Source organism: Arthrobacter oryzae, from assembly GCF_037911235.1.
Lineage (GTDB): Bacteria > Actinomycetota > Actinomycetes > Actinomycetales > Micrococcaceae > Arthrobacter > Arthrobacter oryzae_E.
Window position 1 is genome coordinate 47,010 of sequence record NZ_JBBLYW010000067.1, and the last position, 19,857, is coordinate 66,866.

Consider the following 19,857-nt stretch of genomic DNA (forward strand, 5'->3'; position numbering starts at 1 on the left):
ATGAGACCGCAGTTCCCGGCCGGCCCCGCAAACCGGCTAGCGCTCTATTGGCTGGGCCTCCTCGCTGCCCTCAAGGCTTTGTCGCTGGTTCTGATGGCACAGGCCGTGGCATCCCTGCTGGCCGGGCTGGTCGCAGGGAGCCCGGCCTGGGCGGATCAGCTAGGCTGGGGACTGGCCGGCGTTGTGCTCCGGTCCCTGACTGTGTGGGCCCAGGGCGTGGCCTCGCGCCGGGCCGCACTCGGGGTCAAGGAGGAGCTCCGCGCGACGCTGCTGGCGCGGGCACTGCGGAACGGCACGCGGGCGGCCGGCCCGTCCGACGGCGGCCTGGCCATCCTCGCCACCAGGGGCCTGGACGCACTGGACAGCTACTACACCCAGTTCCTGCCGGCCCTCGTCAACTGTGCCGCCATCCCGCTCCTGCTGGGCGCCCGGATCCTGTTCGCTGACTGGGTCAGTGCGGTGGTCGTGGTGCTGACCGTGCCGCTGGTGCCGCTGTTCATGGTGCTGATCGGGCGCTACACCGAAGACCGCGTGCGGGAAGCGCAGTCGGCCCTCGCACGGTTGTCGGGCCACATGCTGGAACTGGCGAAAGGGCTGCCTGTGCTGGTGGGCCTGGGCCGTGCCACCGCCCAGCGCAAGGCGCTCGAGGACATTTCGGAGCAGTACCGGTCCCGGACCATGGACACGCTCCGGACGGCCTTCCTCTCCGCCCTGGCCCTGGAACTCATCGCCACGATCTCGGTGGCCGTGGTGGCAGTCTTCATCGGCGTGCGCCTGGTGCACGGGGACATGGCGCTCGAGGCCGGGCTGCTTGCCCTGATCCTGGCGCCGGACTGCTACCTGCCGCTGCGCGAACTGGGCACCGCCCATCACGCCAGCGACGACGGACGTGCCGCCCTGGCCGAGGTCACCGCGGTCATGGAAGCACCCGAAGTACAGCCCCTTCGGCCGCAGGCCGGCAGGGAGCCGCTGGGCAACCGGCAGCCGGGGGAGAAGGCGTCCGACGGCGGTGCGGGCCTTCCGTCGGTAGCTGCCAGGAACCTTGTGGTGGCGTACGGCGGACGGCGGGAGCCCGCCGTCGGACCGCTTACCTTCGACGCGCCTGCCGGGCGGATCACTGCCCTCGACGGTGCCAGCGGGGCGGGCAAGAGCACCATCCTTGGTGTCCTGGCGGGAATTGTGGGCACAGGCGGCGGGACAACGGTGAGCGGAACCATTGCCGGGTTCTCGCCGTCGGATGTCGCGTGGGTGCCGCAGCATCCGGTCATGGTGGAGAAAAGCGTGCTGGCCGAGGTGCAGCTCTACCTGGAGGACGGCACTTCCAAAGTCGCAACAGCCGGGAAGGCACAGCGCTGCCTCGAGGCGGCCGGAGCCGGACACCTGGCAGCGAAACATCCTGCCGAGCTCAGTCCGGGGGAGCTGCGCAGGGTTGCCCTGGCGCGCGGGCTTGCACGGATTGAGGCAGGAGCCACGCTGCTGCTGCTGGACGAACCCACCGCACACCTGGACCGTGACTCCGCCAACGTGGTCAACGAATCCATCCTGAAGCTCCGCGGCCGGGCGACCGTCCTGCTGGTGGCCCACGACCGGGCCACCCGGGAGATCGCTGACCACGTGGTGGCTGTTGCCGCAGGTGCCACGGCCGGGCGGGCAGGGGAACACGCCGCTGCGGCCGGGCATGCTCCGCCGGCCCGGCATGCCACTGTTCTGCCGGCAGCTGGCCCAACGGCGCCCCCGTCAACGGCGCCGCCCCCGGCAACGGCGGCGGCCACGGCAACTGCGGCGGCCCCGGCCGTCGACGCTGCCGCCGAAGTAGCCAGCACCCCCGCCCGGATTTTCAGGCTCCTGCGGCCGGAGTTCCTCAAATTTGGCTCGGCAGGTGTGGTGGGCGTCCTGGCGGCCCTGTTCGCCGTGGCGTTGGCAGGACTCTCCGGGTGGCTGATCATCCGGGCCAGCGAGCAGCCGCCCATCCTCTACCTGCTCACCGCCATTGTGGGAGTCCGGTTCTTCGGCATCGGCAGGGCAGTCCTGCGCTACACCGAGCGGCTCCTGCTCCACGACGCCGTGTTCGCCTCGCTCACCAGGCTTCGCGGCCGGCTGTGGGATTCCCTGAGCCGTCGCGCCCTGTCGCTGCGGCGGCTTCTGCAGGGCGGCAACGTCCTGGGAACGGTGATTGACGACGTCGACACGGTCCGTGACCTGCTGCCACGGGTGGTCCTGCCGCCCGTCACCGCAGTGGCGGTGGGCGTATGCGCTGTGGTGGCCACCTCACTCCTGCTGCCCGTGGCCCTGCCCGCAGTGATCGCCGCAGCGCTGGTGTCCCTCGTGGCAGCGCCGGCCGCGGCCCTGCTGGCGGACAGGATGTCCGCGCAGGCCGAGCAGCGGCTCCGCTCCGGGGTCCTGCGCGACGTCGCCGCAGCGCTGGACGCCCGGGCCGAACTGCACGCCAACGGTGTTGCCGCACCGGTGCTGTCCGCCATCGGCGACGCCGACAAGGAGGCCACGGCTGCCTCGCAACGCTCCGCCTGGGCGGAAGGGCTGGGCCAGGCGCTGACTGTTCTCGCCTGCGGCGCCGCCGCGCTGGCCACGGCAGTGCTGGCCGGCCCCCAGGTCACGGACGGATCCGTGGCGCCCGCAACGGCCGCCGTCGTGGTCCTGCTGCAGCTGGCGCTGGTGGATCCGTACGCCGCCATGACGACGGCGGTGCGCCAGTACCCGGCGCTCCGCCTGGTCCTTGACCGGATCAGCGAGGCCGGTGTGCTGGACGCTTCCGGCGCGCAGGACGCTGAGGCATCCGGTCCCCATGCCGGAGGCGCGTCCGGCCACACTGCCGGCGGGCTGGAGCCCGTTGCGCCCCGCGCCGGCGCGCAGCCCGGCTTGGAGCTTGACGACCTGTCCGCGGCCTGGCCGTCCGGACCCGAGGTCTTTACCGGTGTTTCTGCGACGGCGGTACCCGGCCGCTGGCTGGCCGTGACAGGAGCGTCGGGATCCGGCAAATCCACCTTGCTGGCCGTGATGCTCGGGTTCCTGCCGCCGCACTCCGGCCGGATCGCCGTCAGCGGACGCGCCGCGTGGTGCCCCCAGGAGGCGCATCTGTTCGATTCCACCATCCGCGGCAACCTCCTGCTCGGCCGGCCGGAAGGCAAAGCCGGCGACGCTGAACAGGAGATGGCTGACGCCCTGGCCGCCGTGGGGCTGGAACCGCTGCTGCGCCGGCTGGAGGACGGCTCCGACACCCGGATCGGACCCGGCGGCGCATTCCTGAGTGGCGGGGAACGCCAGCGGCTGGCTGTGGCCAGGACGCTGATGACCGGGGCCGACGTCATCCTGCTGGATGAGCCCACCGCACACCTCGACGCCGAGGCTGGCCGGGAAATGCTGGCTGACCTCCGCCAGGGGCTGGCCGGGCGGACCGTGGTCCTGGTGACGCACAATCCTGACGACATTGACCCGGCCGACGGCCGGCTGGACCTGGATGCGGCGGCTGGTGCGGCCGCGGCCGCCGGCGTCGGTCCTGCTGCCGGAGCCGGACCGGTTCTGGCGCGGGGCGGTGCCGGCAGCTAGCCTGTTGCCATGCTGAACGACGACGCTCCGACGCCCGGATCCTGGCGGAAATCCCTCGCGGACTACGGCCTGGACTGGCGTCCTGCGACTGAGCAGGACACCGAGGCATGGGCGGCACTGATCGCCCGGACAGCCGAGGTGGAAAAGCCGGTGTGGTTCGAGCGCGCGGCCGACCTCGACCAGATCCTGCAGTCGAAAAAGAACCATCCTGCAGACAACACCCTCCTGGTGCTGGACGGCGGCGCGGTTCCCCGCGCCTATGCCCGCATCACCAAGAACAAGGACGGCGACAAGTCCTACGGCTTCGGCTGCGTCGACCCCGCCTGGCAGCGCCGCGGGATCGGCACGGCGCTGCTGGGATGGCTCAGCGAGCGGACCATCCAGCGCTTCGCCGAAGACAGCGAAACCGAAGACAGCAGGACGTCAGACGGCGGGACATCAGACAGCAGGCCGGAACGGCACCGCCCCGTGCCGCGGCTGCGTATCCACATGGAGCAGCAGCATGAGCACCAGCAGCAGCTCCTCCGCAAAGCCGGATTCCAGGTGGTGCGCTACTTCAACGAAATGCACCGGCACCTGGACGGCGTTCCGCTTCCCGAGGTGCGGCTCGATGACGGGCTGGACCTCGTGACCATGCGCCCGGAGCTCAGCGAAGGCGTCCGGCAGGCACACAACGCGGCCTTCAGCGACCATTGGGGCAGCGAGCCGCGGGATGAGGAATCCTGGGGTTTTACCGTCAATGATCCGCAGGCGAGGCCGGACCTGAGTGCAGTGGTCGTGGACCGCGCGTCAGGAATCGTCGCGGGCTACCAACTCGCCAGCCACGACCCCGACAGTGCGGCGTCCAGGGGCTACAGCGAGGGCTACACGGACCTGCTGGGCGTGCGCCGCGAGTACCGTGGCCGGGGCATCGGCCAGGCCCTGCTCGCCGATGCGATGCGCCGCTTTGCGGAGGCCGGGATGGACCGCGCCTCGCTTGACGTTGATTCAGAGAATCCCACCGGCGCGCTCGCCCTCTACGAAAAGATGGGCTACACCGCCGTCAACAGGAGCCTGGCCTGGGACAAGGAACTTGCCGGACACAGCTGACCGCCGCCGGCAGCAAACCGTCCTTTTGCCGCGCGCGTCAGGCGTCGACGTCGTGCAGGTGATGGACGACGTCGTGCAGGAAATACTGCGCAAGGGTCATCACCGTGAATTCCGAACCGTTGCTCCGGAAACCCTTCCGGCCCCATTCGTCCTCGTGCACGCCGGCAAATGATCCGGCCACCTGTTCACCCTCGGCGGTCAGTTCAGCGCTCACCACGGCGGGGTCCGCATTGGCGTAGTCCTGCTCCACCGCGGTCTTGTCCTGGTCCCAGTCCTCGAAGCGGGCGTTGTCCTCGCCCAGCATCAGGTTCAGGCGGTAGTCGAAAAGGCTGAAGACGTCCCGGACATGCGATGCGTACTCCAGTACGGACCAGGTTGCGTCGTCCGGGCGTTCCGCAACGTCCGGCCGCCGGAGCGCCGCCCTCCAGCGCGGAAGCATGTTGGACACGCTCCCGGCAACTGTGGCCGGAGTGACTGTTGAGGCGTCGAAGCCGCATTCCGGGCAGGCCCGGGTCAGTACCCAGGTCCAGTCCTTTTCGTCAGGGATGATAGGCATGCCAGTAGTCTAGGCCCAGGTCATGCTGGGCCCAATGGCTTCCACCGCCTGCGACAGCGGGATGCCCGAGCCGTCCCTGCGGCCGTGCTCCTGCGGCAGTGAACGCGCCACGCCCGCAAGTGACGACGCCTTTGCCGGCCCGTGGCCCGCCCAGGCGATAAGCAGCGTATCTTCGCCCTTGAGGAACCGGTGGGCCCGCACTCCGGCAGTGGCCCGGCCCTTGGCGGGGTACTCCTCGAACGCCGTCACCTTCCCGGCCCCCGGAGCCGTACCCGGCAGGGCGCCGTCGGTCCCGGAAACGGTCACCACGACGGCGTCCCCGTCGTCGGGGGCTACAGTTCCGAAGAACAGCACCTGGTCCCCGGCGGCCAGCTTGATGCCGGCCATGCCTCCCGCGGTGCGGCCCTGCGGCCGGACATTCGATGCGCTGAAGCGCAGCAGCTGTGCCTGCCGGGTGAGGAACACGAGGTCGACGTCGTCCGCCGCGGCAGGTTCAACGCCCACCACTGTGTCCTTGTCCTTGAGGCTGATGACTTCCCAGTCCTCGCGGTTGAGGGGGTAATCGGGTTGCACACGTTTGACGATGCCGTGCGCAGTCCCGATCGCCAGCACCGTATCCAGCGGCACAAACGCAACGAGCGCTTCGCCCTTCAGCAGCGTAATGAAGTCCTTGGCAGGCACTCCGCCGGTCAGGTTGGGGAGCCCGGACATCGGCGGCAGGACGGGCATGTCCATGACCTGGAGCCGCAGCATCCTGCCCAAGGACGTGACGGCGGCGATCTCGCCGCGCGCGGAGGTTTTCACCACAGACCGGAAGACGTCGTGCTTTGACCGCGGCCCGGACTCGGCGAGGGGCTCCTGGTTGGAGGTCCGGGCGATCTGTCCGCTGGCGGTGAGGATGGCCCAGCAGGGGTCGTCGGCGATCTCCAGTGCGAGGGGTGCAGCTTTTCCCTTGCCTCCCGGTGCAGCGGCCAGCGCGGCGACGGTGGGGGAGACTGCTTCGGATTCGAGCAGGACGGTCCGGCGGGGGGTGCCGTATTTTTCGGCGATCTCAGCGAGTTCGTCGGACACCAGTTCGCGCAGCAGCTGGTCGGAGCCGAGGATGGCCTCCAGTTCGGCGATTTCACGCTTGAGCTGGTCCTGCTCCTTTTCAAGCTCGATCCGCGAGTACTTGGTCAGCTGCCGGAGCCGGAGTTCCAGGATGTAGTTCGCCTGGATTTCGGTGAGGTCGTAAATGGACATGAGGCGTTCACGGGCGGCGGACACCTCGTCGGAGGACCGGATGATCTGGATGACCTCATCGATGTCCACGATGGCGATCAGGAGGCCCTCCACCAGGTGGAGGCGGTCCTTTTTCTTTGCCAGCCGGAAGGCCGTGCGCCGCCGCACCACGGTGATGCGGTGGTCCACGTAGACGGAGAGGAGCTGCACCAGCCCCAGCGTCTGCGGCTGGCCGTCCACGAGCGTCACGTTGTTGATGCCGAAGGAATCTTCCATCGGCGAGTAGCGGTAAAGCTGCTGGAGCACGGCGTTCGGGTTGAAGCCGTTCTTCAGCTCGATGACCAGGCGCAGCCCGTGCTTGCGGTCGGTGAGGTCCACGATGTCGCTGATGCCGGTCAGCTTCTTGCCGTTGACGGCGTCCTTGATCTTCTCGATCACCTTTTCCGGGCCCACCATGTAGGGGAGTTCGGTGACCACCAGGCCGGTGCGGCGGGCGGAGAGCTGCTCCACTTCCACCTTGGCGCGGGTCTTGAACGAGCCGCGGCCGGTGGCGTAGGCGTCCCGGATGCCGTCCAGCCCCACGATCCGCCCGCCGGTGGGCAGGTCCGGTCCGGGGACGAACCGCATGAGGTCCTCCAGGGTGGCCTCCGGGTTCGCGATCAGGTGCCTGGCTGCGGAGATGACTTCCACCAGGTTGTGCGGGGCCATGTTGGTGGCCATTCCGACGGCGATGCCGGTGGCGCCGTTGACCAGCAGGTTGGGGAACGCCGCCGGGAGGACGTCCGGCTGGGTGAGCTGGTTGTCGTAGTTGGGGACGAAATCCACGACGTCTTCGTCGAGGTGGTCGGTGAGGGTGAGCGCCGCCGCCGCGAGGCGGGCCTCGGTGTACCGCGGGGCCGCCGGGCCGTCGTCGAGCGAGCCGAAGTTGCCGTGGCCGTCGATCAGCGGCAGCCGCAGCGAGAAGTCCTGCGCCATGCGGACCATGGCGTCGTAGATCGCAGTATCGCCGTGCGGGTGCAGCTTGCCCATGACCTCGCCCACCACGCGGGCGCTCTTTACATGGCCGCGGTCCGGGCGCAGTCCCATCTCGCTCATCATGTAGAGAATGCGCCGTTGCACCGGTTTCAGGCCGTCACGGGCGTCCGGGAGGGCCCGAGAATAGATGACCGAATAGGCGTATTCGAGGAACGAGCCTTCCATTTCCGACGTGACGTCGATGTCAACGATGTTCTCGGTGTAGTCCTGGACGGCGTCCCCTGCCGGGGCGGAACTTTGGCGGCGGGCCATGGGGCTGGTGGATCCTTAACGGTTTACTGGCGAATTTTAGCTAGGCTAACCCTATGGTGGATCAGCCCGGGGACGGCGTATATCCGGAATATTGGGAAGCCGATGTCGTTTTGCGGGACGGCGGGACGGCTCATGTGCGTCCTATCCACCCCTCAGATTCCGACGCCGTGCAGGCTTTCCATACCGGCCAGTCGCAGAAGTCCATTTACATGCGGTTCTTCGCCTTCAAGGCGCGGCTCTCCAGCAAGGAGCTGAAGCGCTTCACGGAAGTGGACTACAAGGACCGGGTGGCGCTGGTGATCACCATCGGCGGCGAAATCCTGGGCATCGGCCGCTACGACCGGCTGGCCGATCCCGAAGAAGCCGAGGTTGCCTTCAATATAGCCGACGCCCACCAGGGGCGCGGCATCGGGTCGATCCTGCTGGAGCATCTGGCGGCCGCCGCCCGCGAGAACGGCATCCGCAAATTCAGCGCCGAAGTGCTGCCGGAAAACCGCAAGATGCTGATGGTTTTCTCCGATGCCGGCTATGACGTCAAGAGGCATTTCGACGACGGCGTGGTGAGCCTGGAGTTCAACATCGACCCCACGGAAAAGTCGCGGGCTGTGATGGAATCCCGTGAGCACCGCGCGGAGGCGCGCAGCATCCAGGAGCTGCTGGCGCCGTCGTCGGTGGCGGTGATCGGTGCCAGCCGTAAATGGGGCACCGTCGGCTACCAGTTGCTGGAGCACATCATTGAGGGGGGCTTCACCGGGCCGGTCTACGCAATCAACCCCGAGGCGCTCGAACTCGCGGGAATGCTGTCCTTCGCCAGGCTCTCCGACGTTCCGGACCCCGTCCGGCTGGCCATTATCGCCGTCCCGTATGAGGAAGTCCCCAAGGTAGTGGCGGACTGTGCGGCCGCAGGAGTCAAGGGCGTCGTGGTGGCGACGGCCGGGTACGCCGACGACGGCGAACGAGGGCTGGCCCGGCAGCGCGAGCTGGTCCGCCAGGCACGGTCCAACGGCATGCGTGTGATCGGGCCCGCATCCCTGGGAATCGTCAACACCAACCCGGCCGTGTCCCTGAACGCGTCCATGGCGCCGAGCCTGCCGCGCCGGGGCGGCCTTGGCCTGTTCAGCCAGTCCGCCGCCATCGGAGTGGCTTTGTATGCCGCTTCCAGCCGGCGCCGGCTGGGCCTCTCCACCTTCCTTTCGGCCGGCAACCGTGCGGACGTCTCCGGCAACGACATGATGCAGTTCTGGGAAGACGACGCGGACACCGCCGCGGTGGGGCTCTACCTCGAATCCATCGGCAACCCGCGCAAGTTTTCCCGGCTGGCGCGGCGCCTTGCCCGCACCAAGCCCGTCATTGTGGCGAAATCGGACTCGATGGGCCTCCAGCTCCCCCCGGGACATGCGGTACGGACGACGCAGGCGCCGCCGGGTGCCCTGGACGCGATGATGCGCCAGTCCGGCGTGATCCGCGTGGAGACCATTGAACAGCTCATGGACGTGGCACAGATCGTGGCCCGCCAGCCGCTCCCTGCCGGGGCGGACATCGCCGTTTTCAGCAACTCCCGCGCGCTCGGCAAAGTGGTGGCGGACAGTGCCGCCGCCAACGGGCTGGGCGTTGAGCGGATCGTCACCGACGTGGATCTCGACGCCGGGATGTCACTGGCGCTGCCTGCCCTCCGCCAGAGCCTGACCGGGATACTCGCCGCTGACACCATCCATGCCGTGGTGGTTGCGCTGCTGCCGGCACGCGGCCTCACCGTGGAGAAAATTGCCGGTGTCCTGGCGGAGTGCTCCGCAGCGGCCGGGAAGCCGGTAGTCGCCGCCTTCACCGGGATCCTGGACCCGTCCGTCTATGTCGAGGGCATGGTGGGGGCGGAGTCTGTGTCGGTCCACTCCGTAGAGGATGAACCCGCAAGCGGATCAGTGCCGTGCTACTCCAACCCCGGCGCCGCGGTCGCTGCGCTCGCCGCCGTGGTCAAGTACGCCGAATGGGTGGACCGCGACAAGGGCCTGTTCGTGGAACCTGATGGCTGCGACCCGGAAAGTGTCAGGACCGAGCTGGAGGAACTGCTCCATGACGTCCCCGGTGAGCAGCTGGTGCAGCTCGACCCGGTGAAGGCGGCCACGCTGCTGTCCCACTACGGCATCCACGTGGTGCCCTCCGCGGGTTTCGACACGCCGGACGAGGCCGTCGCGGCCGCAGAACGGCTGGGCTGGCCGGTGGTGCTCAAGACCACCGATCCCGCCCTGCGCCACCGGCTGGACCTTGGCGGCGTGCGGCTGGACATCCAGGACGCGGATTCGCTGCGGCGGAACATCGTCGAAATGCGCCGCGCCCTGGCACCGTACGGATCACCGTCCATGGAAGTCCAGACCATGGCGCCGGTGGGGCAGGCCTGCACGTTCCGGGCTATCGAGGACCCCCTGCTGGGTCCGGTGATTTCCTTCGGACTGGCCGGCGACGCGGTGAACCTGCTGGAGGACTGGGCGCACCGGGTTCCGCCGCTGTCCGGAGCCGATGTGCACGACTTCATCCGGGCACCGCGGGCGGCCCGGAAACTGTTCGGCTACCAGGGGCTGCCGGCGGTGGATGTGGCAGCGCTGGAGGACCTGGCCGCGCGGCTGACCTGGCTGAAGGACAACCACCCCGAGATAGCGCTGGTCCAGTTCAACCCCGTGCTGGCCGGCCCCCGGGGGGTATCAATCCTGGCCGCCGATGTCCGGATAGCGAACGCCGCCCAGCGGACAGACAGCGCGCGCCGGGCCATGCGGAGCTAGCGGACCCGGGCTCACAGTTAGCAAGTGCCCAGTCGATCTGTGAAAATGGGGGAATGAGCCCCCAGCCTCCCACGTCGAAGCCACAAGCACACCGATCCGGTCACCAGGCCTCACACAGCCACGGCGCGCACGACCACGGTGCCCAGGGCCAAAGCCTTGAAGGTGCCCTCCAGCAGGCAGGCTTCTATCCCCGGCTGGTAGCCGACGTTGTTGACGACGCACTGGACGGCCGCGACTGCATGGCGCACCTGGTGCACCTTGAGACCCACTTCGACCGCGCCGAGGTACGCCGGCACATCACCGTCCTGGTGCTGACGGACGACATGCTGGTGATCGCCCACGTGGACGACCAGCAGCTGGACGAGGCCGGAGAGCAGATCGTCGCCCAGATCTCCACGGAGTCCGTGCCCGTAGCGCAGATCCGTTCCGTGGTGCTGAGCTACATGTACGCCCAGCCGCAAAACTACAAGCCCTCCGACCCCGTCCGGGAACTCACCCTTTCCATCGCCTGGTCCGGCGGCCAGCGGCTGGACATGGGCCCGGCCAGCTGCGGTGATCCGCAGTGCGAGGCGGACCACGGCTACAGCGGCACGATCGCCCAGGAGGACATCGTGCTCCGCATCAGCGCGGAAGCTGACGGCCTGCAGGCGGTCCAGGACGCCAAGCTGTTCGCCCGGGCGCTGCGGGCTGTGAACACGGGTTCGCCCGCGCCCGTGCCGCACAGCCCTGTGTCCGCGCCGCGCCCCCGCACGGGCGTCTTTGGAAACCGCCTCAGCCGCGGGCACCAGCGCTGAGATGACGCCAGGGAACAAATCTGAACCGTCCGCCGTCGCCGTCGCCGAGGGTGCCCCCGCACCTTCGCCGATGCCCCCGGCGCCGGCCTACGGCCAGCGCTCCATCGCGGAAGTCCTCACCAGCGCCGCAGCCAGCCTCGGAATCGAGGGCTTCGAGAACCGGCTGAACTTGCCGGCGGCCCGGCGGGTGTGCGTTGTCCTCGCCGATGGCCTGGGCCGTAGCCTGCTGAAGCAAAAGTCCGCGCATACCCCCTTCCTGCGGTCCGTGATGCAGCAGGGCCAGGGAGCGGTGCCGGTGGCCCTGGACTCGGCTTTCCCCTCCACCACCGCGTCCTCCCTCGCCAGCTTCGGCACGGGGCTCCCGGCCGGCCAGCACGGATTGGTGGGCTACGACGTCCTCGATCCACGGCAGGACAAAGTGGTCAACATGCTGGGCAACTGGGATGCCGGTGTGGACCCCCGTGAGTGGCAGCCGTTTCCCACGGTGTTCGAGCGCGCCTCCGCCCACACGGACGTCACCACCATCAGCCTCCCGCAATTCGGCGACTCGCCTATGACGCAGGCGGCGTTGCGGGGCGGACGTTTCATCGCCGCAGGCACCCCGCACGCCAGGACGGCCGCCGCGGCGGACGCCATGCTTGCCGCGGAAAGCTCGCTGATGTACTTCTACGTGAACGACCTGGACAAGGCCGGCCACCGTTACGGCTGCCAGTCTGCCCAGTGGGAGCACCAGCTGGAGGAGCTCGACGCCACAGTCCGGCGGCTCAACGCCACCCTTCCGCCCGGAACCACGATCCTGTTGACGGCGGACCACGGCATGCTGGACGTCCCTGAATCACAGCGCTTCGACTACTCGGCGGAACCTGCCCTGATCGCCGGTGTCCGGCACACGGCGGGGGAGCCCCGCATGGTCCACCTGTACCTTGAGCCCGGCGCGGGGGAACAGGACCGCGCCAGGCTGATTGGATCGTGGCGGGAACGCTTCGGCGACAGGATCTGGGCATTCAGCCGCGACGAGGCCGTGACCGCCGGACTGTTCGGCGACGTCAGGCCGGAGGTCGTCCCGCGCATCGGGGACGTTCTGGTGGCCGCGAGGGACGCCCTGGCGTTCTACGACACACGCCGCGTACGCCCCGCGGCCCTGGAGGTCGTCGGGCAGCACGGATCGCTGACCAAAGCGGAACGCGAAGTTCCGCTGCTCTGTTTCACGGCTCAAGGCAGAAAGGGAGCGCGTGGCTGAACTCGTGTTCTTCTCAGGGACCATGGACTGCGGAAAATCCACCCTTGCCCTGCAGATGGACCATAACCACCGGGCCCGGGGACGCGGCGGCGTCCGGTTCAGCCGCAACGACCGCGCCGGCGGTGCCAGGATCTCCAGCCGGCTCGGACTGGAGACCGACTGCGTGGAGGTCCTGGACAATACGGACTTCTGGGACGAGGTCATTGAGCGCCGCACACGCGGCCTGCGGGTGGACTACCTCATCTGTGACGAAGCGCAGTTCTACTCGCCATTGCAGGTGGAACAGCTGGCCCGGATTGTTGACGAGATCGACGTCGACGTGTTTGCGTTTGGCATCAGCGCGGACTTCCGCACACGGCTCTTCCCGGGATCGCAGCGGCTCATCGAACTCGCGGACCGCGTCCAGGTCCTGCAGGTCGAGGCGCTGTGCTGGTGCGGCCGCCGGGCCACCCACAATGCCCGCACGATTGACGGCGTCATGGTGACCGAAGGTGCGCAGGTGGTGGTGGGCGACGTCGACATGGCCGGGGACCCGTCCTCCGCCGGCGCTGCGGAGCACGAACCCGTGGTGGGCTACGAGACGTTGTGCCGGCGGCACTTCATGCGGAGGGTCACGGCCCACGGCGCCAACGTCATGGCCCAGCAGGACCAGTTGCTGCCGTTCGAGGTGGACGCCTGCCTGTGGCACGGTTCCGGGGAAACCCGGCGCGGCTAAGCCGCGGCCTGCTGGCCCTGGCTTGGGGCGGGGCCTCAGTCGCCGCGGGGGCCGAAGACTATTTCATCCCAGCTGGGGACGCTGGACCGCTTGGGTTTGGACGGCTGCCGTTCGGGCTGCTCGGTTTCCCGCTCGCTCCTCGAACCCGCCGGAGCATCGTCCCGCTTTCGGCGCGGGCTCCCGCCGCCCAGCAGTTCATCCAGGCCGACGTTCGGTGCGGATTCGCGGTTCCAGCCGGACTGCCGGCCGGGGGCCGTCTCTTTGGCGGGAGCTGATTCCACGCCGGCAGCGGCATCGCGATGCGGGCCGGCGTCGAGAGCCGCCGTCGAACTGCCGGACTCTTCCGGCGGTGCTTCCTCCGGCTCGGTTACCGGGCGCAGCGGGGACGCCACAATGGTGATTTCCCGGGTTTCCGTGCTGACGCCGTCGTGAAGTTTTAGTCGTTGGTCTTCATCGCCGGTGTGCCGCGGAGCGAGGCTTAGGCGCGAAAGCATGGAAGCCCGGCCCTCGCGCTTGCGGGTGAACGAATCTCCCTTGGCAGCCGGTGCAGCGTCTTCTTCGCCGTTCTCAGCACCCGTTCCGCCGCCGTCGGGCTCGGGCTCGGCCACCACCTCGGAGGGGCGGGGGTGGGCCGCGGGAACACCGTTGGTGAGCAGCAGCGCCAAGGCGTCGTCCGCGTCCTCGTCCACGCCGAGCCGCTGGCCGCGGCGTGACCGCAGCATGTCGAGCAGCCCGTCCGCATCCTTGCCGGGTTGGCCGGATGCCGTCCGGGCGGCGGCCGCGTCCGCATCTGTCTCGAAGTCAAACGGGCGGTCGGAGACTGCCGCAAGGCGTCGTGCCGGTATGGGACCGTCGAGCGGTTCCAGTTCGCTCAGCTGCTGCGCCCAGCGGTTGGCGTTCTGCAGCGATTTCCGGGCCGGACTGAAGGTCCACATGGCAGGCGGTTCCTCGCCGATGCTGGCATGGCCGCCGGGATTGGTCTCGAAGCGGGCAACCACGGTCCAGGTGCCGTCCGGGCGCCGCCAGGAGTCCCATTCCACCGTTGAGGATTCGATGCCGTGGGCGTTGAGCCGGTGGGCCACCATGTCACCCAGGGTGGCCGGGTTGTCCCCGAAGGCGGAGCGGTAAACATCATGGCCCGGCGCAGGGGATGCCACCTCGATTTTGCGGGCCTGCTGTGCCACGTAGTCGCGTTCCGCGAGTACGGGTCCCTCATAGCGCTGGACTTTGGCGAGGGGAATCCCGGAGAGTTCTGATACTTCGGCGGCCGTGGCCCCGCTTCTGATGCGCGCCTGGATGTCCCGCGGGGACATGGCAACGGGCGCGGCTTTAGCGGCAACCTTCGCCGGAGAGCGGCTGGCCGCGAGCCGGAGAGCTTCGTCGATCGGCAGCTGGAACATCTCGCCGCCGGTGCCGCTCAACAGGAGATGCTCCCCGTCGTCGTGGACGCCTACAAGCCGTAGATCCTGCATACAAATCCTCCACCCTGGCATTACTGACATTCGAAACTCTGCCACCCGGCAGTCACATTTCCGGGGAGGGGAGAGGGCGCGCCGCGATATTCCACGACTTTCCGGGCGCCGCTGCGTCCCAGGCCAAAAACGGGCGCCCGGGCCGGGCACAAAACCAGGCCTATCTGCGTTTACATCGGTGAACCGGGGATCCGGCGATCCAACCGAAGAAAGCGGAGTGTGACCAGCACATAATGGCGACAGACTACGATGCGCCGCGGAAATCAGCAGAGGAACTGAACGAAGATTCCATCGAGGAACTGAAGACCCGGCGCGCGGACAAGCCCACGGCAGTGGTGGATGAGGACGAGTCCGACCTTGCCGAAGGCTATGAACTCCCGGGTGCCGATCTGTCCGGTGAGGAACTCCTGGTCCGGGTCCTGCCGGCCCAGGCGGATGAATTCACCTGCTCGTCCTGCTTCCTGGTCCGTCACCGCTCGCAGATCGCCCGTGAAAAGAACGGGTTGCTGTTCTGCAAGGACTGCGAAGGCTGACCACGCGCTTGCAGGCGGCTTGCGGCCCGGCGCTTCTAGTCGCCGGAGAGGGCAGCCGTCAGTTGTGCCGGGTGCCGCGTGGAAGTGAGCCAGTACGGCGTGGGATCGGACGGATCCGTGATGTCGATCCTGACCACCGGGTCCACCCAGCCGCGGATGCAGAGGTAGGCCAGCCCGTTCAGCCGCGGGCCGCGTTCCGCCGTCGCCTCCTTGCCGCTGAACGGTGTCACGGTTCCTATATAGCGCCGCTCGATGGTGGCCCGCCCCACCTGGAGGGTGTCTGTGGTCACCGTGATGGAGGGTGTGGACAGGACCAGCAGCACCGCAATGATGGTGAAAAGCACCAGTGCCGCCGTGATGCCGGCCGCCAGGCTGATCGGGGCAAAAACGAGGATGCCGGCGCCGGAGAGCCCTGCCGCCACCAGCCAGATCCACAGGTTCGGGTGCAGCTTCTCGCTGTAAAGGACGGTGGTTCCGCGGGGCGTGCTGTTGGAGGCAGGCACAGCTGCACTAGATTCCGGCATAACCCCAGCTTTCCACCTTTCCCGGGGTATTTCACCTTGGCCCGGCACCGTCGGGCTTCCTCGGCGGCTAGGCCCGGATGCGCCGCTGCCGTTAGAGTGAATGACTGTGACTGAAGAAACTGCAGCCGTGAGTACTTTGCCGCCGACCTCCCCGGAAGGCACCGCCGCGGCCTACGGATCGCCCACCCTGTCGGTCCAGCTGAAAATGCTCGACGCCGGACTCGAAGCCCCGTCCTATGCCCACCCCGGCGACGCCGGGGCAGACCTCCGTGCCCGCGAGGACGTCGTCCTCGAGCCGGGTGAACGCCGGTTGGTGCCTACCGGAGTCTCGATCGCCTTGCCGAACGGCTACGTGGCCCTCATCCACCCGCGTTCGGGACTGGCCACCAAGCACGGACTGACCGTCGTCAACGCCCCGGGAACGGTCGACGCGGGATACCGCGGCGAGATCGCCGTGACCCTGCTGAACACGGACCGGGAGAAAGCCATTGAACTGCGGCGCGGCGATAGAATTGCACAGATGGTCATTCAGCGCGTGGAGTACGCGCAGTTCGTGGCCGTTGCGGAATTGAGCGACTCAGTCCGCGGTGACGGCGGATTCGGTTCCACCGGCGGTTTCGCGATACCGCAGGCCTAGCCCCGGGCGCTGCCCGGCTCTGCCGGATTTACCGCGGTCCAGGCGGCACGGCGGACAAGATCACAACTAAGGAGACAACCCGATGGTTTTTGGGCGTGGCAAGAAGGCCAAGAAGGACCAGGCAGTAGAGCCCGGGGAAACCCCGGAGACTGCGGACTCCGCTGCCGGGGAAGATACCGGCCGGAAAGCCACCGGGCCCTTTGACGTCTCGGAAATCGACAGCACCGACGGTTACGTGGACCTCGGCGCGCTCCTGATTGCACCCCGTGAAGGTCTCCAGCTTCGGCTCGAGATTGAGGAAGCCACGCAGCGGGTTGTGGCGGTCACCATGGACCTCGAAGGGTCAAGCCTCCAGCTCCAGGCCTTCGCCGCGCCGCGCACCGAGGGACTTTGGGACGAGATCCGGGAACAGATCGGGCAGTCCGTGGGAAGCCAGGGCGGCCAGGTCGAAGAGGTCCCCGGAGTCTTCGGCACCGAACTGATCGCTAAGCTTCCGGCCGGAACGGCCGACGGCTCGGGCGGCTACCGGGTGGCGCGCTTCATCGGCGTCGACGGTCCCCGCTGGTTCCTGCGCGGCGTCCTGGGCGGCGAGGCTGCCCTGGACCGCGATGCCGCCGCGAACCTTGAATCCCTGTTCCGCCAGATCGTGGTGGTCCGGGGCGAAAGCCCGATGCCGCCGCGTGACCTGCTGCAGCTTCGCCTGCCGAAGGATTCCGCTCCGGCGCCGCAGCAGGGCGCACCCGAATTCGAGCAGCCGGAGCGCGGACCGGAGATCACCCAGATTGGCTGATCCGGCCGGCGAGTATCCGCAGCCCGAACTTTCCATCAGTGGATTGCCGGACCGTGGACGCGTGCTGTGCCGTGGCTTTATCGAGTCCGTAACCTACGTGCCGGCCACCCAGATTGCCACCTTCACCGCCATCGTCACCGACCACGACCTCCCGCGCAAGAAGGCCGGCTCTGCCCCGGTCGCCGCGGAACCGGCATCGGCCCGGAGGCCCGGGGGACCGGGCCGGCGGGACCGGCTGCGGGTCGTGTGGCTCGGCCGGTGGCGGGTTCCCGGCGTGGAACCGGGAAGTGAACTCAGGCTCCAAGGCATGCTGACGTTGCGCGACGGCCTTCCCACCATGTTCAATCCCCGCTACGAAATACTGTCCCGCCAGGAGAACGAATGACGCCGTCCGAGAACCCGGATCACGCTGCCGGACCGGCCGCGTCCGAACCGGGCAAAGCACCGCCCACGCCGGAAACGCCGTCAGTGGCCAACCTCGCGGAAGGCTACGCTGCGAAGGCCGGCCTGCACCGGTCGAAGGACGGCAACATCGACGTGCTGAAGAGTGCCGGCGGCGTCCAAGGCATCGCGGAGACCATCGTCCCCGGACTCGTGTTCCTCGTGACCTTCACCATCACCCGCGAGCTCACCCTGTCCCTGGTGGGCGCCCTGACTGCGGCTGCCGCCTTCACGGTGGTCCGGCTGGTCCAGCGGCGGCCCCTGACCCAGGCGCTGGCCGGAATTGTCGGCGTCGGAATTTCAGCTTGGCTGGCGCATACCACCGGAAAGGCGGAGGACTTCTACGTCCCGGGATTCTTCACCAATGCGGCGTACATTGCCGGGATGGTGCTGTCCATAGCGCTCCGCTGGCCCATCGCGGGCCTGCTGTTCGGCTTCATCAGGAACGAGGGCCTGGACTGGCGAAAGGACCCGGCCCGCGTCAGGGCCTACCGACTGGGGACCTGGGTGATCGTGGGCGTCCTGGCGCTGCGGCTGCTGGTCCAGGTGCCGTTGTACTTCATGGGTGAGCAAGGCCTGGCCGCCCTCGCCACCACGCGGCTCCTCATGGGTACTCCGCTGTACATCCTGGGTGTGTGGGTGGCCTGGCTGATCACCAGGCCTGCTGTGCCCGCGGCCGGGCGGCCGGCTCCGTCGCAGTCCGGGGGTCCGTCGCAGCCTTAGCCGCCGCTGCCCGGGGTGCTTCGGCGCTAGCCGTCGAAGCCGTCGTCCTCGGGAGCCTGCTGCTCCGGTTGCCGGGATTCGTCCTGCCGTCCGCCGTCCTGAGGTTCCTGGTGCTCCGTGTCCCGGTCCGGCTGCTGTTCAGGAGAGAGCAGCGCCCTGAGTTCGTCTTCGGCAGCAATGGTGGTGACGAAAAACAGTTCGTCCCCGCCGTCGAGCACGTCGTCCCGGCTGGGCGTGATGGGGGCCTGGTCCCGGAGGATCGCAACCAGCGTGGAGTCCTCGGGCCAGTCAATGCCGCCCACGGTGAGGCCGATGACGTGCGAGTCATGCGGCACGGTGAACTCGACCAGGGACGAGACACCGGTCTGCAGGGTGAGCAGCCGGACAAGGTCGCCGATTTCCACCGCTTCCTCGACCAGGGCGGTCATGAGCTGCGGGGTGTTCACGGCGACGTCGACCCCCCAGGAGTCGTTGAACATCCAGTCATTCTTGGGGTTGTTCACCCGGCCCACGGTGCGGCCGACGCCAAACTCCGTCTTCGCCAGCAGCGAGACCACAAGGTTGACCTTGTCGTCTCCCGTGGCTGAAACCACCACCTCGGCGTCTTCGAGCTTGGCGTCCTGGAGAGTGCTCAGCTCGCAGGCGTCACCTACCAGCCAGTGCGCGCCCCGTAGCCCGCTGCGGCCAATGACTTCCGGCTTCAGGTCGATGAGCAGGATCTCGTGTTTGTGGGCAAGGAGCTCACGGGCAATCGAGGAACCGACGCTGCCCGCCCCGACGATGACGACTTTCACTTACTGCTCCTTGGGGGGTTCTTTGGCAAGAATGTGGCCTACTTCGGCGCTGCGGTCCACGCGCAGCATGGCGTGGACGGTGTCGCCTTCCTGGTACGACGTGGCGGCGGCGGGCAGCATCCCTTCACCGAACCTGGTCAGGTAGGCAATCCGGATTCCGGCCGCCTTCTCGATCTCAGCCACGGAGTGGCCGATCCAGGACGGGTCGAGGTCGATTTCGGCCAGGACCAGCCGTCCGGACGGTTCACGAAAGTCACCTGCAAGGTGTTGTTCGGGCAGGATCCGGCGGAGTACCTGGTCCGCGCTCCAGCGCACGGCGGCCACCGTGGGAATGCCCAGGCGCTGGTAGATCTCGGCGCGGCCGGGGTCATAGATCCTGGCCACGACGTGGGGGACGTGGAAGGTTTCGCGGGCAACCCGTGTGGCCAGGATGTTGGAGTTGTCGCCGCTGGACACGGCGGCGAAGGCATAGGCCTCACTGACGCCGGCCTGTTTAAGGGTTTCCCGGTCGAACCCGACTCCCGTGACCTTGCGGCCCGAAAAACCGGTGCGGAGCCTGCGGAAGGCACGGTCGTCCTGGTCGATGATGGCCACCGAATGGCCCGCATCCTCGAGGGTGTGCGCCAGCGTGGCTCCCACGCGTCCACAACCCATGATCACGAAGTGCGCCACCCGTGCCTCCTCAGTCTTTTTCCTGTTGCTC

17 protein-coding genes are annotated in these 19,857 nt (G+C 68.1%); 11 read left to right on the forward strand and 6 right to left on the reverse strand.

The features are described from left to right. Both cydD and WMN78_RS19560 read left to right on the forward strand, forming a co-directional pair. On the forward strand, positions 1-3,564 hold the full coding sequence (cydD, locus tag WMN78_RS19555; protein ID WP_340535424.1) for a thiol reductant ABC exporter subunit CydD: 3,564 nt from the start codon (positions 1-3) through the stop codon (positions 3,562-3,564). Positions 3,565-3,573: 9 nt separating this feature from the next. Beyond that, the gene (locus WMN78_RS19560; protein ID WP_340535425.1) at positions 3,574-4,653 is read left to right on the forward strand and encodes a GNAT family N-acetyltransferase; all 1,080 of its coding nucleotides are present in this window, start codon (positions 3,574-3,576) and stop codon (positions 4,651-4,653) included. 37 nt (positions 4,654-4,690) lie between these two features. On the opposite strand, the gene WMN78_RS19565 is transcribed toward WMN78_RS19560, so the two are convergent. Together WMN78_RS19565 and WMN78_RS19570 are read right to left on the reverse strand one after the other, a co-directional pair. Then, a complete protein-coding gene (locus tag WMN78_RS19565; RefSeq protein WP_340535426.1) occupies positions 4,691-5,209 on the reverse strand; it encodes a DinB family protein in 519 nt (172 codons plus the stop codon). A 9-nt stretch (positions 5,210-5,218) separates the two neighbouring features. Next, the gene (locus tag WMN78_RS19570; protein WP_340535427.1) at positions 5,219-7,717 is read right to left on the reverse strand and encodes a DNA topoisomerase IV subunit A; all 2,499 of its coding nucleotides are present in this window, start codon (positions 7,715-7,717) and stop codon (positions 5,219-5,221) included. Positions 7,718-7,770: 53 nt separating this feature from the next. Between WMN78_RS19570 and WMN78_RS19575 the strand changes: the two genes are divergently transcribed. The 4 genes from WMN78_RS19575 to WMN78_RS19590 all read left to right on the forward strand — a co-directional run bounded on the left by WMN78_RS19575 (position 7,771) and on the right by WMN78_RS19590 (position 13,240). Further along, positions 7,771-10,491, forward strand: a complete 2,721-nt coding sequence (locus WMN78_RS19575) for a GNAT family N-acetyltransferase (protein ID WP_340535428.1) — start codon at positions 7,771-7,773, stop codon at positions 10,489-10,491. A 53-nt stretch (positions 10,492-10,544) separates the two neighbouring features. Beyond that, positions 10,545-11,285, forward strand: a complete 741-nt coding sequence (locus tag WMN78_RS19580) for a DUF5998 family protein (protein WP_340535429.1) — start codon at positions 10,545-10,547, stop codon at positions 11,283-11,285. 70 nt (positions 11,286-11,355) lie between these two features. After that, the gene (locus WMN78_RS19585; RefSeq protein ID WP_340535477.1) at positions 11,356-12,525 is read left to right on the forward strand and encodes a nucleotide pyrophosphatase/phosphodiesterase family protein; all 1,170 of its coding nucleotides are present in this window, start codon (positions 11,356-11,358) and stop codon (positions 12,523-12,525) included. Beyond that, positions 12,518-13,240 carry a thymidine kinase gene (locus WMN78_RS19590; protein WP_340535430.1) on the forward strand — a complete coding sequence of 241 codons (723 nt, stop codon included), beginning with the start codon at positions 12,518-12,520 and terminating at the stop codon, positions 13,238-13,240. Before WMN78_RS19585 ends, WMN78_RS19590 begins: the two co-directional genes overlap by 8 nt. 35 nt (positions 13,241-13,275) lie before the next feature. Here WMN78_RS19590 and sepH read toward each other — a convergent pair whose 3' ends face one another. Further along, positions 13,276-14,712, reverse strand: coding sequence for a septation protein SepH (gene sepH / locus WMN78_RS19595; protein ID WP_340535431.1), 1,437 nt, complete (start codon positions 14,710-14,712; stop codon positions 13,276-13,278). Positions 14,713-14,945: 233 nt separating this feature from the next. Between sepH and WMN78_RS19600 the strand changes: the two genes are divergently transcribed. After that, positions 14,946-15,245 carry a DUF4193 domain-containing protein gene (locus WMN78_RS19600; protein ID WP_340535432.1) on the forward strand — a complete coding sequence of 100 codons (300 nt, stop codon included), beginning with the start codon at positions 14,946-14,948 and terminating at the stop codon, positions 15,243-15,245. A gap of 35 nt (positions 15,246-15,280) precedes the next feature. Here the strand turns inward: WMN78_RS19600 and WMN78_RS19605 are convergent, their stop codons facing one another. Next, positions 15,281-15,769 (reverse strand): DUF3093 domain-containing protein, encoded by a 489-nt coding sequence (locus tag WMN78_RS19605; RefSeq protein ID WP_340535433.1) that lies wholly within the window; start codon positions 15,767-15,769, stop codon positions 15,281-15,283. A 106-nt stretch (positions 15,770-15,875) separates the two neighbouring features. On the opposite strand from WMN78_RS19605, the gene dut reads away from it, so the two are divergent. The 4 genes from dut (at position 15,876) to WMN78_RS19625 (ending at position 18,360) form a co-directional block, all read left to right on the forward strand. Beyond that, positions 15,876-16,406, forward strand: coding sequence for a dUTP diphosphatase (gene dut, locus WMN78_RS19610; protein ID WP_340535434.1), 531 nt, complete (start codon positions 15,876-15,878; stop codon positions 16,404-16,406). 82 nt (positions 16,407-16,488) lie between these two features. After that, positions 16,489-17,196: a DUF3710 domain-containing protein gene (locus WMN78_RS19615; protein ID WP_340535435.1), complete on the forward strand. Its 708-nt coding sequence runs from the start codon at positions 16,489-16,491 to the stop codon at positions 17,194-17,196. Beyond that, a complete protein-coding gene (locus tag WMN78_RS19620; protein WP_340535436.1) occupies positions 17,189-17,581 on the forward strand; it encodes a hypothetical protein in 393 nt (130 codons plus the stop codon). The genes WMN78_RS19615 and WMN78_RS19620 overlap by 8 nt, the downstream gene beginning before the upstream one ends. Next, a complete protein-coding gene (locus WMN78_RS19625) occupies positions 17,578-18,360 on the forward strand; it encodes a DUF3159 domain-containing protein (RefSeq protein ID WP_340535437.1) in 783 nt (260 codons plus the stop codon). The genes WMN78_RS19620 and WMN78_RS19625 overlap by 4 nt, the downstream gene beginning before the upstream one ends. A gap of 26 nt (positions 18,361-18,386) precedes the next feature. On the opposite strand, the gene WMN78_RS19630 is transcribed toward WMN78_RS19625, so the two are convergent. Together WMN78_RS19630 and WMN78_RS19635 are read right to left on the reverse strand one after the other, a co-directional pair. After that, on the reverse strand, positions 18,387-19,154 hold the full coding sequence (locus tag WMN78_RS19630) for a TrkA family potassium uptake protein (protein WP_340535438.1): 768 nt from the start codon (positions 19,152-19,154) through the stop codon (positions 18,387-18,389). Continuing rightward, the gene (locus tag WMN78_RS19635; RefSeq protein ID WP_340535439.1) at positions 19,155-19,826 is read right to left on the reverse strand and encodes a potassium channel family protein; all 672 of its coding nucleotides are present in this window, start codon (positions 19,824-19,826) and stop codon (positions 19,155-19,157) included. Positions 19,827-19,857: the final 31 nt, after the last annotated feature.

Coding starts and splice junctions, on each gene's coding strand:
- WMN78_RS19570 (WP_340535427.1), bottom strand. CDS start 7,717: ATGGCCCGCCGCCAAAGTTCCGCCCCGGCAGGGGACGCCGTCCAGGAC.
- sepH (WP_340535431.1), bottom strand. CDS start 14,712: ATGCAGGATCTACGGCTTGTAGGCGTCCACGACGACGGGGAGCATCTC.
- WMN78_RS19580 (WP_340535429.1), top strand. CDS start 10,545: ATGAGCCCCCAGCCTCCCACGTCGAAGCCACAAGCACACCGATCCGGT.
- WMN78_RS19615 (WP_340535435.1), top strand. CDS start 16,489: ATGGTTTTTGGGCGTGGCAAGAAGGCCAAGAAGGACCAGGCAGTAGAG.
- WMN78_RS19565 (WP_340535426.1), bottom strand. CDS start 5,209: ATGCCTATCATCCCTGACGAAAAGGACTGGACCTGGGTACTGACCCGG.
- WMN78_RS19605 (WP_340535433.1), bottom strand. CDS start 15,769: ATGCCGGAATCTAGTGCAGCTGTGCCTGCCTCCAACAGCACGCCCCGC.
- WMN78_RS19575 (WP_340535428.1), top strand. CDS start 7,771: ATGGTGGATCAGCCCGGGGACGGCGTATATCCGGAATATTGGGAAGCC.
- WMN78_RS19560 (WP_340535425.1), top strand. CDS start 3,574: ATGCTGAACGACGACGCTCCGACGCCCGGATCCTGGCGGAAATCCCTC.
- WMN78_RS19600 (WP_340535432.1), top strand. CDS start 14,946: ATGGCGACAGACTACGATGCGCCGCGGAAATCAGCAGAGGAACTGAAC.
- cydD (WP_340535424.1), top strand. CDS start 1: ATGAGACCGCAGTTCCCGGCCGGCCCCGCAAACCGGCTAGCGCTCTAT.
- WMN78_RS19585 (WP_340535477.1), top strand. CDS start 11,356: ATGCCCCCGGCGCCGGCCTACGGCCAGCGCTCCATCGCGGAAGTCCTC.
- WMN78_RS19625 (WP_340535437.1), top strand. CDS start 17,578: ATGACGCCGTCCGAGAACCCGGATCACGCTGCCGGACCGGCCGCGTCC.